This is a genomic window from Vibrio sp. D417a (genome assembly GCF_030248595.1).
Lineage (GTDB): Bacteria > Pseudomonadota > Gammaproteobacteria > Enterobacterales > Vibrionaceae > Vibrio > Vibrio alginolyticus.
In genome coordinates, this window is record NZ_JAHGAM010000049.1 from 1 (window position 1) to 16,226 (window position 16,226).

A 16,226-nucleotide genomic window follows, 5' to 3' on the forward strand; every position below is an offset into this window, starting at 1 on the left:
GTAGAAATGGTAATGCCAGGTGACAACGTACAGATGACTGTAGAGCTAATCGCACCAATCGCAATGGACGAAGGTCTACGTTTCGCGATCCGTGAAGGTGGCCGTACAGTAGGTGCTGGTGTTGTTGCTAAGATCTTCGACTAATTCATAGCGAATTAGCGATGCTTTCGGAAAATCTTGAATTAGATTTGACGAACCAGTAGCAAAAAGGGCATCATTTGATGCCCTTTTTCTGCACTCAACATTATTTTTGCTGTTTTCTTGTTCAGAAGTGGGTTGGGCGCAGAGCAAGATTAAGCAAAGAGGCTTAATCTTAAGAAGAGTACGCTGATTTTTTCAGCGATATGGAGTTTGCCCTGCAACAGCGGGGTTGTTGTCGTCTATATTAAGACTTGTAACAGGTTGGTTTTATGAAAGCAAATAATGCTGAAACTCCTGATAGCTCAAACGCAGCAGATACGTTTAAGTGGGTAGCCGCTTTCGTATTGGCAGCTGCCGCTGTTGTGGGTAATTACCTGTATGGTGAAATGTCTGTAGTGGTTCGTGCTGCAGGCGTTGTTGTTCTTATTGCAGCTGCCTTAGGCGTTGCAGCAACAACGACTAAAGGTAAAGCAGCGATCAGTTTTGCAAAAGAATCTCGTATGGAAGTACGTAAAGTTGTTTGGCCTACTCGCCAAGAAACCATGCAAACAACACTGATCGTTTTAGCTGTAAGTATTGTAATGGCTCTAGTGCTATGGGGTATTGACGGAATTATGGTTCGTCTAGTAGCTCTAGCAACTGGGGTATAGAGGGTTTTTATTCATGAGTGAAGCTCCAAAAAAACGCTGGTATGTGGTTCAAGCCTTCTCTGGATTTGAAGGTCGTGTAGCTCAATCTCTGCGCGAGCATATCAAAATGCACGGCATGGAAGAGCTATTCGGTGAAGTACTGGTTCCTACTGAAGAAGTAGTGGAAATGCGCGCGGGTCAGCGTCGCAAATCTGAGCGTAAGTTCTTCCCAGGTTACGTCCTTGTTCAGATGATTATGAACGATGAATCATGGCACCTAGTACGCAGTGTGCCGCGTGTCATGGGCTTCATTGGTGGTACCTCAGACCGTCCGGCACCTATCACGGATAAAGAGGCTGACGCGATTCTTAATCGTCTTGAGAAAGCGAGTGAAGCGCCTCGTCCGCGTACAATGTACGAAGCGGGTGAAGTGGTACGTGTTAACGAAGGTCCATTTGCTGACTTCAACGGTACTGTTGAAGAAGTGGATTACGAGAAGAGCCGCCTGAAAGTGTCGGTATCGATCTTTGGTCGTGCGACACCAGTTGAGCTTGAATTTGGTCAGGTTGAAAAGCTGGACTAAGACTCTTCGTTAAAGAGTATAAAAAATCACCTTTTTAGGGTTGTATAAGGCGCGGATTATGACTATAATTTCGCGCCTTTTTACTTCAAGTGAAGTAAAAAGTTTCTTACACAAACGGGGAGCTGATCTGCGATTAGCGTTTGTACCCAAACTTAGGAATTATCATGGCTAAGAAAGTTGAAGCTTACATCAAGCTACAAGTTGCTGCTGGTATGGCTAACCCTAGTCCACCAGTAGGTCCTGCACTAGGTCAACACGGTGTGAACATCATGGAATTCTGTAAAGCGTTCAACGCAAAAACAGAATCTATTGAGAAAGGTCTACCAACTCCAGTAGTTATCACAGTATACAGCGACCGTTCTTTCACGTTCGTAACTAAGACTCCACCTGCTGCTGTTCTTCTTAAGAAAGCTGCTGGCGTTAAGTCTGGTTCAGGTCGTCCAAACACTGAAAAAGTTGGTACTGTAACTGACGCTCAAATCCAAGAAATCGCAGAAACTAAAGCTGCTGATATGACTGGTGCTGACATCGAAGCGATGAAGCGTTCTATCGCTGGTACTGCTCGTTCAATGGGCCTAGTGGTAGAGGGTTAATAAGATGGCAAAACTAACTAAGCGCATGCGCGTAATCCGCGAAAAAGTTGACGTAACTAAAGAATACGAAATCAACGAAGCTGTTGCTCTTCTTCAAGAACTAGCGACTGCTAAATTCGTTGAGTCTGTAGACGTTGCTGTTAACCTAGGCATTGATGCTCGTAAATCTGACCAGAACGTACGTGGTGCAACTGTACTACCTCACGGTACTGGCCGCGAAATCCGCGTTGCAGTGTTCACTCAAGGTGCTAACGCTGAAGCAGCTAAAGAAGCTGGCGCAGACATCGTAGGTATGGAAGATCTTGCTGAGCAAGTTAAGAAAGGCGAAATGAACTTTGACGTAGTTGTTGCTTCTCCAGATGCAATGCGCGTTGTAGGTCAACTAGGTACTATCCTAGGTCCTCGCGGTCTTATGCCAAACCCTAAAGTTGGTACTGTAACTCCTAACGTTGCTGAAGCAGTTAAAAACGCTAAAGCTGGTCAGGTTCGTTACCGTAACGACAAAAACGGCATCATCCACACTACTATCGGTAAAGCAAACTTCTCTGCTGAGCAGATCAAAGAGAACCTAGAAGCACTTCTAGTTGCTCTGAAGAAAGCTAAGCCATCTTCAGCGAAAGGTACTTTCCTGAAGAAAGTAAGCATCTCTACTACTATGGGTGCTGGTGTTGCTGTTGATCAGGCTAGCCTGAACACTCAAGCATAATTTATTTGCTTAGGCGCAAAATTCGTGTATAATTTTGCGCCTAATATTTGTGGTTGGGGCTGAACTTTGGTTCTTTGAACTGTCTCCTAGTTCGAAATGAATTAAGACCCAGTCTCCGTCCAAGACCGTAGGTGTTTGTGTAAAAGCAAACTTAATTATCCTACGTAGATGGTGCCCGAACTGACAGAAAGCTCTATGTAATATAGTTAACTTTCTTCTGGGGAAGCACCTCAATAGCTCTCACTGTCGTGATGATAGTGAGTGGTGTAACGACAACCAGGAGTAAATCCAAGATGGCTTTAAACCTTCAAGACAAAAAAGCAATTGTTGCTGAAGTCAACGAAGCTGCCAGTGGTGCACTTTCTGCAGTTGTAGCTGATTCTCGTGGCGTTCAAGTTGGCGCGATGACTTCTCTACGTAAACAAGCTCGTGAAGCTGGCGTTTACATGAGAGTTGTTCGTAACACTCTTGCTCGTCGTGCGGTTGAAGGTACTGAGTACGAGTGTCTAACTGACACTTTCACTGGTCCTACTCTAATCGCATTCTCTAATGAGCACCCAGGTGCTGCAGCGCGTCTTTTCAAAGACTTCGCTAAAGAGAACAAAGATTTCGAGATCAAAGCTGCTGCATTTGAAGGCGCTTTAACTGACGCTGAAGTACTAGCAACACTACCAACTTACGACGAAGCAATTGCACGCCTAATGATGTGCATGAAAGAAGCTTCGGCTGGCAAGCTGGCGCGTACTATCGCAGCTATCCGCGATCAAAAACAAGAAGCAGCGGCATAAGCCTTGCTTTTTACTGGTTGCTTAATAAACTTATTGTTGACTTAAAAGAGAATTGTTATGTCTATTACTAACGAGCAAATCCTAGACGCAGTTGCAGAAATGTCTGTAATGCAAGTTGTTGAACTAATCGAAGCAATGGAAGAGAAATTCGGTGTTTCTGCTGCTGCTGCTGTTGTAGCTGGCGGCGCTGCTGCAGGCGAAGCTGCTGCTGAGCAAACTGAATTCGACGTAATCCTAGAAGCTGCAGGCGGTAACAAAGTTGCTGTAATCAAAGCAGTACGTGGCGCAACTGGCCTAGGTCTTAAAGAAGCTAAAGCTCTAGTAGACGGCGCTCCAGCACCTCTTAAAGAAGGTGTTGAGAAAGCAGAAGCTGAAGCTCTTAAAGCTCAGCTAGAAGAAGCTGGTGCAACTGTTGCTGTTAAGTAATTATTGCATAGTTTCTTAGCCTAACGGCTAATTGGCTGGTGGTTTTTTAACCACCGGCCTTTTTGCGCTGTAGGGTATAGGCGAATTTTCCCGCTGTTTAAGCGCCTGATATCCATGCAAAAAACATTTCATTCTTACGAAATGAAATGTCACTACAGTAAACAGCTATATTAGTCACTGTCCCTTACCCCCCTTAAGTAACTAGGAGCGGGCGGACAGTTTGGGTCACTTATCAGCGAGCTGAGGAACCCCATGGTTTACTCTTATACCGAGAAAAAGCGCATCCGTAAGGACTTTGGTACTCGTCCACAAGTTTTGGACATTCCATACCTGCTATCGATCCAGCTCGATTCGTTCGACAAATTTATCGAACAGGATCCTGAAGGTCAATACGGTCTTGAAGCCGCTTTCCGTTCTGTATTCCCGATTCAGAGCTACAACGGCAATTCTGAGCTGCAATACGTTAGCTACCGTCTTGGTGAGCCAGTTTTTGACGTTAAAGAATGTCAAATCCGCGGTGTAACTTACTCAAAGCCACTACGTGTAAAACTACGCCTAGTTATCTTTGATAAAGACGCGCCAGCAGGTACTGTAAAAGACATTAAAGAACAAGAAGTCTACATGGGTGAAATTCCGCTCATGACAGACAATGGTACCTTCGTAATCAACGGTACCGAGAGGGTTATCGTATCCCAGCTGCACCGAAGCCCAGGCGTGTTCTTCGACAGCGATAAGGGTAAGACCCACTCTTCAGGTAAAGTTTTATACAACGCACGTGTTATTCCTTACCGTGGTTCATGGCTTGATTTCGAGTTTGATCCTAAGGATAACTTGTACGTTCGTATCGACCGCCGTCGTAAGCTACCAGCATCGATCATCCTTCGAGCACTAGGTAAGTCGACAGAAGAAATCCTAGATATCTTCTTCGAGAAAGTGAACTTCGAAGTGAAAGACCAAACTCTATTGATGGAGTTGGTTCCGGATCGTCTACGTGGTGAAACTGCGTCATTCGACATCGAAGCAAATGGTAAAGTTTACGTTGAGCAGGGTCGTCGCGTAACAGCTCGTCATATCCGCCAACTAGAAAAAGATGGCGTTGATCACATCGAAGTACCAGTTGAGTACATCGTTGGTAAAGTTGCATCTAAAGATTACATCAATGAAGCAACTGGCGAGATCATTGTTAACGCTAACCAGGAAATCAGCCTGGAAGCATTAGCGAACCTATCTCAGGCAGGCCACAAAGCGCTAGAAGTTCTATTTACGAACGATCTAGACCACGGTCCATTCATGTCAGAAACATTACGTATCGACAGCACGGTTGATCGTATTTCTGCATTGGTAGAAATCTACCGCATGATGCGCCCTGGTGAGCCGCCAACAAAAGAAGCTGCAGAAGCTCTATTCGAAAGCCTATTCTTCTCTGAAGAGCGTTACGATCTATCGACTGTTGGTCGTATGAAGTTCAACAGCTCTATCGGACGTGAAGACGCTCAAGAGCAAGGCACACTTGATGAAACTGATATCATCGAAGTGATGAAGAAGCTGATCGCGATCCGTAACGGTAAGGGCGAAGTGGACGATATCGACCACCTAGGCAACCGTCGTATCCGCTCTGTAGGTGAAATGGCTGAGAACCAGTTCCGTGTAGGTCTAGTACGTGTTGAGCGTGCAGTTAAAGAGCGTCTAAGCCTAGGCGACCTTGACGCAATCATGCCTCAAGACTTGATCAACGCGAAGCCAATTTCTGCGGCAGTTAAAGAATTCTTTGGCTCTTCACAGCTTTCACAGTTCATGGACCAAAACAACCCGCTATCAGAAGTAACGCACAAGCGTCGTATTTCTGCATTGGGTCCTGGCGGTCTAACTCGTGAACGTGCTGGCTTCGAAGTACGTGACGTACACGTAACTCACTACGGTCGTCTATGTCCTATCGAAACGCCTGAAGGTCCAAACATCGGTCTGATCAACTCTCTATCTGCGTTTGCGCGTTGTAACGAGTACGGTTTCCTAGAGACACCATACCGTCGCGTTGTAGATGGCGTAGTAACAGACGAAGTAGATTACCTATCTGCAATCGAAGAAGGCCAATTCGTTATCGCACAGGCGAACGCTAAGCTAAACGAAGATGGTACTTTTGCAGATGAGCTGATCACAGCTCGTCAGAAAGGTGAATCTGGTCTACACCCTCGTGAGCACGCTCAGTACATGGACGTTGCGACAAACCAGGTTGTATCTATCGCTGCATCGCTTATCCCGTTCCTAGAACACGATGATGCGAACCGTGCATTGATGGGTGCGAACATGCAACGTCAGGCAGTTCCAACACTGAAAGCTGACAAACCGCTTGTTGGTACTGGTATTGAACGTAACGTAGCAGTTGACTCAGGTGTAACTGCAGTTGCTAAGCGTGGTGGTGTAATCCAGTCAGTAGATGCTTCTCGTATCGTTGTTAAAGTTAACGAAGAAGAGTTAGTACCAGGTGAAGCTGGTATCGACATCTACAACCTGACTAAATACACACGTTCTAACCAGAACACATGTATTAACCAGCGCCCATGTGTGATGCCAGGTGAGCCTGTATCACGTGGTGACGTTCTTGCTGATGGTCCTTCAACAGACCTTGGTGAACTAGCGCTTGGTCAAAACATGCGTATCGCGTTCATGCCTTGGAACGGTTACAACTTCGAAGACTCGATCTTAGTATCTGAGCGCGTAGTTCAAGAAGACCGTTTCACGACTATCCACATCCAAGAACTGACTTGTGTGGCGCGTGATACTAAGCTTGGTTCTGAAGAGATCACAGCGGATATTCCAAACGTAGGCGAGTCTGCTCTGTCTAAACTAGACGAGTCAGGTATCGTTTACATCGGTGCTGAAGTTAAGGGTGGCGACATCCTAGTTGGTAAAGTAACACCTAAAGGTGAAACTCAGCTAACGCCTGAAGAGAAGCTACTACGTGCAATCTTCGGTGAAAAAGCATCTGACGTTAAAGATACTTCACTACGTGTACCTAACTCTGTATCAGGTACGATCATCGACGTTCAAGTCTTTACTCGCGATGGCGTAGAGAAAGACAAGCGTGCGCTTGAAATCGAACAGATGCAGCTTAAAGAAGCGAAGAAAGACCTAACTGAAGAATTCCAGATTCTTGAGGGCGGCCTTCTAAACCGTGTTAAAGCTGTATTGATTGAAGGCGGTTACTCTGAAGCGAAACTAGACACAACTGATCGTAAGAAGTGGCTAGAACTAACGCTAGAAGATGACGCACTACAAACTCAGCTTGAGCAACTTGCTGAGCAGTGGGATGAGCTAAAAGCCGACTTCGATAAGAAGTTCGAAACTAAGCGTCGTAAGATCACTCAAGGTGATGATTTAGCACCTGGTGTACTGAAGATCGTTAAGGTTTACCTAGCGGTTAAACGTCGCATTCAGCCTGGTGATAAGATGGCGGGTCGTCACGGTAACAAGGGTGTAATCTCTAAGATCAACCCTGTTGAAGACATGCCATACGATGAGAAAGGTCAGCCTGTAGACATCGTACTTAACCCACTGGGTGTACCTTCGCGTATGAACATCGGTCAGATCCTAGAAGTACACTTAGGTCTGGCAGCGAAAGGTATCGGTGACAAGATCAACCAGATGGTTAAAGAGCAGCAAGAACTAGCGAAATTCCGCGAGTTCCTACAAAAAGTTTACGATCTAGGCGACACTCGCCAGAAAGTAGACATTGCTTCTCTATCTGATGATGAAGTACGTACTCTGATCAAGAACTTGCGTGGCGGTCTACCAATCGCGACTCCTGTATTTGATGGCGCTCCAGAAGAGTCAATCAAAGCACTTCTTGAGCTAGCAGATCTACCAACATCAGGTCAGTTAACACTGTTTGATGGTCGCACAGGTGATGCGTTTGAGCGTCCTGTAACTGTTGGTTACATGTACATGCTGAAACTGAACCACCTTGTTGATGACAAGATGCACGCTCGTTCAACTGGTTCGTACAGCCTAGTAACTCAGCAGCCACTAGGTGGTAAAGCTCAGTTCGGTGGTCAGCGTTTCGGTGAGATGGAAGTATGGGCACTAGAAGCATACGGTGCTGCTTACACGCTACAAGAAATGCTAACGGTTAAGTCGGATGACGTTAACGGCCGTACTAAGATGTACAAGAACATCGTAGACGGTAACCACAGCATGGAACCTGGCATGCCAGAATCGTTCAACGTACTGTTGAAAGAGATCCGCTCGCTAGGTATCAACATCGAGCTAGAAGACGAAGAGTAATCCTTTTCTCTCTTGATGAAAGTCGAGAGAATCAAAGCGATTATTTGGAAGAAGGTGCTCACTTTAGCGAGTGAGCTCCTTTTAACTCCTTACAGGAGCTGATTGTGAAAGACTTATTAAACTTTCTAAAAGCACAGCATAAGACCGAAGAATTTGATGCAATCAAAATCGGTCTATCTTCACCAGACATGATCCGTTCATGGTCTTTCGGTGAAGTTAAAAAACCTGAAACGATCAACTATCGTACGTTCAAACCTGAACGCGATGGTCTGTTCTGTGCGCGTATCTTTGGTCCAGTTAAAGACTACGAATGTCTTTGTGGTAAGTACAAGCGCCTGAAGCACCGTGGTGTTATCTGTGAGAAGTGTGGTGTAGAAGTTACACAAACTAAAGTTCGTCGTGACCGTATGGGCCACATTGAACTGGCTTCACCAGTAGCTCACATCTGGTTCCTAAAATCGCTACCGTCTCGTATCGGTCTACTAATGGATATCCCTCTACGTGATATCGAACGCGTTCTGTACTTCGAAATGTACGTAGTAACAGAGCCTGGTATGACTGATCTAGAAAAAGGTCAGATGCTTACTGAAGAAGAGTATCTAGATCGTCTAGAAGAGTGGGGCGACGAGTTCACTGCTAAGATGGGTGCGGAAGCTATCAAGGACCTACTAGGTTCTATGGATATGCACGCTGAAGCAGAACAAATGCGTGAAGAGTTAGAGACAACAAACTCTGAAACTAAGCGTAAGAAAGTAACTAAGCGTCTTAAGCTGGTAGAAGCGTTCATCGCATCGGGTAACAACCCAGAGTGGATGATCCTAACTGTACTTCCAGTACTTCCGCCAGATCTACGTCCTCTAGTACCTCTAGATGGCGGTCGCTTTGCGACTTCTGATCTTAACGATCTATACCGTCGTGTGATCAACCGTAACAACCGTTTGAAGCGTCTTCTAGAGCTAGCTGCTCCGGACATCATCGTACGTAACGAAAAACGTATGCTGCAAGAGTCTGTTGATGCGCTACTAGATAACGGTCGTCGTGGTCGTGCGATCACAGGTTCTAACAAGCGTCCTCTGAAATCTCTTGCTGATATGATCAAGGGTAAACAAGGTCGTTTCCGTCAGAACCTTCTAGGTAAACGTGTAGACTACTCTGGCCGTTCTGTAATCACAGTAGGTCCATACCTGCGTCTACACCAGTGTGGTCTTCCTAAGAAGATGGCACTTGAGCTATTCAAACCATTCATCTACAGCAAGCTAGAGACTCGTGGTCTTGCGACTACAATCAAAGCTGCTAAGAAGATGGTAGAGCGTGAAGAAGCGGTCGTTTGGGATATCCTAGACGAAGTAATCCGTGAACACCCAGTACTATTGAACCGTGCACCGACACTTCACCGTCTAGGTATTCAGGCGTTCGAACCAGTACTGATCGAAGGTAAAGCGATTCAGCTACACCCACTTGTTTGTGCGGCGTACAACGCGGACTTCGATGGTGACCAAATGGCGGTTCACGTACCTCTAACTCTAGAGGCACAGCTTGAAGCTCGTACTCTGATGATGTCGACAAACAACATTCTGTCGCCAGCGTCAGGTGATCCGATCATCGTACCTTCTCAGGACGTTGTATTGGGTCTGTACTACATGACTCGTGAAAAGATCAACGTGAAAGGTGAAGGCATGTACCTTTCTGGCCCAGAAGAGGCTGAGAAAGCATACCGCACTAAACAAGCTGAGCTTCACGCACGCGTTAAAGTACGTATTACAGAAACTGTTGTAGACGAAGACGGCAACAGCACTACAGAAACCAAGATGGTAGACACCACTGTTGGTCGTGCAATGCTATGGCAAATCGTGCCAGCTGGTCTACCGTACAGCATCGTTAACCAAAAGCTAGGTAAGAAGCAAATCTCTAACCTACTTAACGAGGCGTACCGTAAACTAGGTCTGAAAGACACAGTAATCTTCGCTGACCAAATCATGTACACAGGTTTCGCATACGCGGCACTTTCTGGTGTATCTGTTGGTATCGACGATATGGTTGTACCAGCAGCTAAGTACACTGAAATCGCAGAAGCGGAAGAAGAAGTACGTGAAATCCAGGAACAGTACCAATCAGGTCTTGTTACTGCGGGCGAACGCTACAACAAAGTTATCGATATCTGGGCATCGACCAACGACCGTGTTGCGAAAGCAATGATGGAAAACCTTTCATCTGAAACGGTAGTTAACCGTGACGGTGAAGAGGAACAGCAAGAGTCATTCAACAGCATCTATATGATGGCGGACTCGGGCGCTCGTGGTTCTGCAGCACAGATTCGTCAGCTTGCGGGTATGCGTGGTCTGATGGCGCGTCCAGATGGTTCAATCATCGAAACACCGATCACAGCGAACTTTAAAGAAGGTCTGAACGTACTTCAGTACTTTATCTCAACGCACGGTGCTCGTAAGGGTCTTGCGGATACGGCACTGAAAACAGCGAACTCGGGTTACCTAACTCGTCGTCTAGTAGACGTTGCTCAAGACGTTGTTGTAACTGAACATGACTGTGGCACTCACGAAGGTGTCGACATGATGCCTCACATCGAGGGTGGTGATGTTAAAGTTGCACTTTCTGAGCTTGCTCTTGGTCGTGTTGTTGCTGAAGACGTACTAAAACCTGGTACTGAAGACGTTCTTATTCCACGTAACACCCTGATCGATGAGAAGTGGTGTCAAATCATGGAAGAGAACTCAGTAGACAGCATGAAAGTGCGCTCTGTAGTAACGTGTGATTCTGACTTCGGTTGTTGTGCACAGTGTTACGGTCGTGACCTAGCACGTGGTCACCTAGTGAACCAAGGTGAAGCAGTGGGTGTTATTGCTGCTCAGTCTATCGGTGAGCCAGGTACACAGCTAACGATGCGTACGTTCCACATCGGTGGTGCGGCATCGACAGCAGCGGCAGAGAACAGTGTTCAAGTTAAGAACAACGGTTCTATCAAGCTACACAACGCTAAATCTGTATTGGCTGATGACGGTAAGATCGTTATCACTTCTCGTGCGACAGAGTTAACTATCGTTGATGAGTTTGGTCGTACTAAAGAGAAGCACAAACTGCCTTACGGTACGCTACTAAGCAAAGGCGATGGTGATACAGTTCAAGCTGGCGAAACAGTTGCAAACTGGGAAGCGCACACACTACCTATCATTACTGAGGTAGCAGGTCGCATCCAGTTCGTAGATATGATCGACGGCGTAACAGTATCTCGTCAAACGGATGACCTAACTGGTCTATCTTCAAGCGAAGTAACTGACCCAGCAGCTCGCCCTTCAGCAGGTAAAGATATGCGTCCAGCTATCAAACTTGTTGACGAGCAAGGTAACGATGTAATGATCCCTGGTACTGATATGCCAGCTCACTACTTCCTACCTGGTAAAGCGATTGTGAACATCGAAGATGGCGCAGCAGTAGGTGTTGGTGCAACACTAGCACGTATTCCTCAGAAGTCTGGCGGTAACAAAGATATCACTGGTGGTCTTCCACGAGTTGCTGACCTATTTGAAGCACGTAAGCCGAAAGAGCCTGCAATCCTTGCTGAGCACACAGGTACTGTGAGCTTTGGTAAAGAGACGAAAGGTAAACGTCGCCTAGTGATCACACGTGAAAGCGGTGAAGCTTACGAAGAGATGATTCCTAAGCATCGTCAGTTGAACGTATTCGAAGGTGAAAAAGTTGAACGTGGTGACGTGATCGCAGATGGTCCAGAGTCTCCACATGACATCCTACGTCTACGTGGCGTACACGCGGTAACGCAGTACATTGCTAACGAAGTACAGGAAGTTTACCGTCTACAAGGCGTTAAGATTAACGATAAGCACATTGAAACTATCGTTCGTCAGATGCTACGTAAGTGTACTATTACTCACTCTGGTGACTCTGAGTTCCTACCTGGTGAGCAGATTGAATACTCACAAGTTAAGATTGCTAACCGTAACCTAGAAGCTGAAGGCAAAGAGCCTGCACGTTTCGAACGTGAACTACTAGGTATTACTAAAGCATCTCTAGCGACTGAGTCGTTCATCTCTGCGGCATCGTTCCAGGAGACAACTCGCGTACTAACAGAAGCTGCGGTTTCTGGTAAGCGTGATGACCTACGTGGTCTGAAAGAGAACGTAATTGTTGGTCGTCTGATCCCAGCTGGTACTGGTTTCGCATACCACCAAGAGCGTCAAGCTAAACGTTCTGAAGCGCAAGATGGTCCTTCTGCTGAGCAAGCAACGGATAACCTAGCGGCACTTCTAAACGCTGGTTTCTCTTCTGAAGAGTAAGTCATATAACGAGTAATCGTTAAAAGCTTAAGAAAAAGGCACCTTCGGGTGCCTTTTTAGTTTTTTATACTGCTTTGTTCTTCCGGTGGGATTTTCGATAAAGCTAGAAACAAAAAAGACCGACGATGATCGTCAGTCTTTTCTCTCACTCTATTTCTGAATGTTTGCAAATACTAAGCTCCAGGTGGCATAGACAGGCTTTCTGCGATTTGCTGTATCAGATAGTCCTCGACTTCAAAGCGAGTCTCAAGAATTTCCCCAATGAGACACATATCAGAATCGAAATCATTTAATTCATCATCTTCAGTCACTTCTGAGTACTTATCGTTAAAGTTCAATAATGGTTCAGTCGTTAGAACAATTTGACCATAGGTTTGATTGATCTCATTAGTCACGACAAAGCCGGTTGCTTTCCAACGGTCCATAACCATGTCATAAATTTTAAAGTGGCCTTCGGAGATGTAATCAACGAGGTGCTGACAGAAATCCTGCAGTTCGGAAGGAGATGGGAGTTCAATAACATTGGTTTTCGAACAAGGTTGCAGCGCTGCAAGCTTACAATATTCAACAATCAGGGATTGTCGTGTCTCTAACCAGTGATCAATGACATCACTTGAGCCACCCCACTGGTCTTGTGTTTGTTTGAATTTTCTTAGCATGACCATGCCCTCATGATCTGATCGCCCATCGGCGAACGTATCCTTTGCAAAGCAAAGTTAGTAAAGTTATTACAAACTCTTGTCCTTACTAGAATTTAGAGTGCACATTTACTTAACGATAAACTCTAGTATGAAATTAGATTGCCAGTAAAATGAACGAACTTCAAGCAAAGGGATGGTGTAATGTTAAGAAAAGGTGATGTTAACCGCGCGATAAATGCATACTGGTGTGTTGTTGCAGGAAGTGAAATTTGGCTGGTGGATGGTGCTGTGCCCTTCGGGTCTGCAGAGCAGTTATCACTGCCAGTAACGAGTGCAAGACCCATTGGTGAGTATTCTGGTTCGCCCGTCATGTGGCTTAACTTGGCCGATTTAGAGCATGAGCTACCTTTAGTATCCCTGCGTGACTGCCTGCATTTTCCTGAGCCATTATTTATGTTGTTAAGTAAAGCTGTGCAATATGGGCACATGACGCAAAGTTTGCGCTTTTGCCCACAGTGTGGAGGAAGAAACTTTCTTAATAATAACCAGTTAGCCATGCAGTGTGGTGAATGTCGCACCCTTCATTATCCTAGAATATTTCCGTGTATTATCGTTGCTGTACGTAAAGAAAATCAGATCTTATTAGCCCAACATCCAAGGCATCGAAATGGTATGTATACGGTTATTGCGGGTTTTCTAGAAGTCGGTGAGACATTAGAAGAGTGCGTGGCTCGAGAAATTCATGAAGAAACGGGAATTCTCGTTAAAAATATTCGTTACTTTGGCAGCCAGCCTTGGGCTTTCCCATCCAGTATGATGATGGGGTTTTTAGCTGACTATGAATCCGGAGAGTTAAGCCCAGACTACACTGAGCTGTCTGATGCACAATGGTTTGGTATCGACGAGATGCCGCCTGTTGCGCCTAAAGGAACGATTGCAAGAGCACTTATCGAACAAACGCTGAAAGATATAGACTCTAATTGTCTGATAAATAGATAAAAAAAAAACCCTCCGAGAGGGAGGGGGTAAGTAAGATGTCGTTATGAGATGCTGAGTACTAAGTACTCAGTTTATAATTGTAGTTTTCGCTAGCGAACAAATTTTTAACACTGATACCGATTGGGTGCAAATTAAGCATTGATTTAAAAGTTAATAACTTGATCCAGGTTGCAAAGCACACAGCTATTGGACTTAAATCAGTGATAGAATACCCCCTTTCACAGAAAGCCTAACAGTTGGAATTACGGAATGACTGAATTAAAAAATGATCGTTATCTGCGTGCGCTTTTAAAAGAGCCGGTAGATTACACGCCAGTATGGATGATGCGCCAGGCAGGTCGTTACCTACCAGAATACAAAGCGACTCGTGCAGAAGCGGGTGATTTCATGTCTTTGTGTCGAAATGCAGAGTTAGCATCCGAAGTGACACTTCAACCATTACGCCGTTTTCCTCTTGATGCCGCGATCTTATTCTCGGACATCTTAACGATTCCAGATGCAATGGGGCTTGGTTTGCGTTTTGCTGCGGGTGAAGGACCTGTTTTTGATAACCCAATTACATGCAAAGCCGACGTGGAAAAAATTGGTTTGCCAGATCCTGAAGGTGAACTGCAATACGTAATGAACGCAGTACGCCAGATCCGTAAAGACCTGAAGGGTGAAGTGCCGCTGATTGGTTTTTCTGGTAGTCCTTGGACTCTTGCGACGTACATGATCGAAGGTGGTAGCTCTAAAGCGTTTACCAAGATCAAGAAGATGATGTACGCGGAACCACAAACTCTGCACCTACTTCTAGATAAGCTGGCAGACAGCGTTATCGAGTACTTAAACGCGCAAATTAAAGCGGGTGCGCAATCGGTAATGGTATTTGACACATGGGGTGGCGTACTAACGCCTCGTGATTACAATCTGTTCTCACTGCAATACATGCACAAGATTGTAGATGGTCTGATTCGTGAAAACGACGGTCGTCGCGTGCCAGTCACACTGTTTACTAAGAATGGCGGCATGTGGCTTGAGCAAATCGCAGCTACGGGCTGTGATGCGGTTGGTCTAGACTGGACAATCAACATTGCTGACGCGAAAGCACGTATCGGTGATAAAGTGGCGCTGCAAGGTAATATGGACCCATCAATGCTTTACGCTTCACCAGAGCGCATCCGCGAAGAAGTAGCGGATATCCTAGAAGGATTTGGTGATACGGGGACTGGTCATGTGTTCAACCTAGGTCACGGTATCCACTTGGATGTACCGCCAGAAAACGCGGGCGTATTTGTGGATGCGGTACACGAGTTATCTAAGCCATACCACAAGTAAGTTAGATTTTTTTGAAATCAAATGCCGGCATTCAGTGCCGGTATTTTTTTGCCTAAAATTCAGTTTTTCTATCTGAGACTCAAGGCTGTACAGCTCTAGTAGTATTTGGCCTACCATGATCTAATTACTACTCTAGCTGTACACTAGACATTAAAGTTTAATATAAACAAATACTTATGATTTCTGGTTTTATGTTCTAATTTTCTTGTACAGATAAACAAGCAATTAGATCATGGGTAACCTAAAGCATCGAGTGAACGCGTTTTTTAAGGTATGGCACGACGTCAGATTCAAACCAAGGATTCTTCTTTAACCACAATGTATTGCGTGGGGATGGGTGAGGGAGCGGGATAAAGTCCGGTTCCCAATCTTGCCATTGCTGAACAGTTTGCGTGAGCGTCTTTGGTTTGTTGGTGAGATAGTACTGCTGCGAGTACTGACCAATTAGTAGAGTGAGCTCTATATTGGGCAGTTGCTCAAGAATCTTTTTATGCCAAGTGGGCGCACATTCTTTACGAGGCGGTAAATCACCAGAGTTCCCTTTGCCTGGATAACAGAATCCCATTGGGACAATGGCAATTTTATTTGGGTCGTAGAAAACGTCTTTGTCGATATCGAGCCATTGGCGTAATCGATCACCACTTGGGTCATTCCAAGGTATCGAGGTTTTGTGTACACGTGTGCCAGGGGCCTGACCGATGATTAGGATGCGTGCCCCTTTTGCTGCTTGCACGACAGGGTTTGCACCCAAAGGTAAGTTATCCGCGCAGATCTGGCAGGCCCTCACTTGCTGCAATAGCTCGTCTAACGACATT

12 protein-coding genes and 1 pseudogene are annotated in these 16,226 nt (G+C 45.6%); 11 read left to right on the forward strand and 2 right to left on the reverse strand.

Going from position 1 to position 16,226, the window contains the following annotated elements; genetic code table 11:
* From tuf to rpoC, 9 genes and pseudogenes are all read left to right on the forward strand, one after another.
* Window positions 1-144 (forward strand): annotated as a pseudogene (tuf, locus tag KI742_RS23010) (elongation factor Tu); the annotation flags it as partial.
* Between the two features lie 266 nt (window positions 145-410).
* A complete protein-coding gene (gene secE / locus KI742_RS23015) occupies window positions 411-791 on the forward strand; it encodes a preprotein translocase subunit SecE (RefSeq protein ID WP_005384680.1) in 381 nt (126 codons plus the stop codon).
* A 13-nt stretch (window positions 792-804) separates the two neighbouring features.
* The gene (gene nusG, locus KI742_RS23020) at window positions 805-1,353 is read left to right on the forward strand and encodes a transcription termination/antitermination protein NusG (protein WP_005384681.1); all 549 of its coding nucleotides are present in this window, start codon (window positions 805-807) and stop codon (window positions 1,351-1,353) included.
* A 164-nt stretch (window positions 1,354-1,517) separates the two neighbouring features.
* On the forward strand, window positions 1,518-1,946 hold the full coding sequence (rplK, locus tag KI742_RS23025; RefSeq protein ID WP_005384682.1) for a 50S ribosomal protein L11: 429 nt from the start codon (window positions 1,518-1,520) through the stop codon (window positions 1,944-1,946).
* Window positions 1,947-1,950: 4 nt separating this feature from the next.
* Complete coding sequence (rplA, locus tag KI742_RS23030; protein ID WP_005384683.1) at window positions 1,951-2,652, forward strand: 50S ribosomal protein L1; 702 nt, start codon at window positions 1,951-1,953, stop codon at window positions 2,650-2,652.
* A 293-nt stretch (window positions 2,653-2,945) separates the two neighbouring features.
* Window positions 2,946-3,440, forward strand: a complete 495-nt coding sequence (gene rplJ, locus KI742_RS23035) for a 50S ribosomal protein L10 (RefSeq protein ID WP_005382538.1) — start codon at window positions 2,946-2,948, stop codon at window positions 3,438-3,440.
* 57 nt (window positions 3,441-3,497) lie between these two features.
* Entirely contained in the window at window positions 3,498-3,866 is a 369-nt protein-coding gene (gene rplL, locus KI742_RS23040) for a 50S ribosomal protein L7/L12 (protein WP_005382540.1), read from the forward strand.
* 252 nt (window positions 3,867-4,118) lie between these two features.
* Window positions 4,119-8,147: a DNA-directed RNA polymerase subunit beta gene (gene rpoB, locus KI742_RS23045; RefSeq protein ID WP_005384685.1), complete on the forward strand. Its 4,029-nt coding sequence runs from the start codon at window positions 4,119-4,121 to the stop codon at window positions 8,145-8,147.
* Window positions 8,148-8,251: 104 nt separating this feature from the next.
* A complete protein-coding gene (gene rpoC, locus KI742_RS23050) occupies window positions 8,252-12,454 on the forward strand; it encodes a DNA-directed RNA polymerase subunit beta' (RefSeq protein WP_005382514.1) in 4,203 nt (1,400 codons plus the stop codon).
* 173 nt (window positions 12,455-12,627) lie between these two features.
* On the opposite strand, the gene KI742_RS23055 is transcribed toward rpoC, so the two are convergent.
* On the reverse strand, window positions 12,628-13,119 hold the full coding sequence (locus KI742_RS23055; RefSeq protein WP_005382515.1) for an Rsd/AlgQ family anti-sigma factor: 492 nt from the start codon (window positions 13,117-13,119) through the stop codon (window positions 12,628-12,630).
* 177 nt (window positions 13,120-13,296) lie between these two features.
* Here KI742_RS23055 and nudC point away from each other — a divergent pair, with 177 nt between their 5' ends.
* On the forward strand, window positions 13,297-14,094 hold the full coding sequence (gene nudC / locus KI742_RS23060) for an NAD(+) diphosphatase (RefSeq protein WP_285386290.1): 798 nt from the start codon (window positions 13,297-13,299) through the stop codon (window positions 14,092-14,094).
* A gap of 249 nt (window positions 14,095-14,343) precedes the next feature.
* Window positions 14,344-15,411, forward strand: coding sequence for a uroporphyrinogen decarboxylase (gene hemE / locus KI742_RS23065; protein ID WP_005397282.1), 1,068 nt, complete (start codon window positions 14,344-14,346; stop codon window positions 15,409-15,411).
* A gap of 241 nt (window positions 15,412-15,652) precedes the next feature.
* Here hemE and KI742_RS23070 read toward each other — a convergent pair whose 3' ends face one another.
* Window positions 15,653-16,225 (reverse strand): uracil-DNA glycosylase family protein, encoded by a 573-nt coding sequence (locus tag KI742_RS23070; protein WP_005382518.1) that lies wholly within the window; start codon window positions 16,223-16,225, stop codon window positions 15,653-15,655.
* Between the last annotated feature and the right edge of the window lies 1 nt (window position 16,226).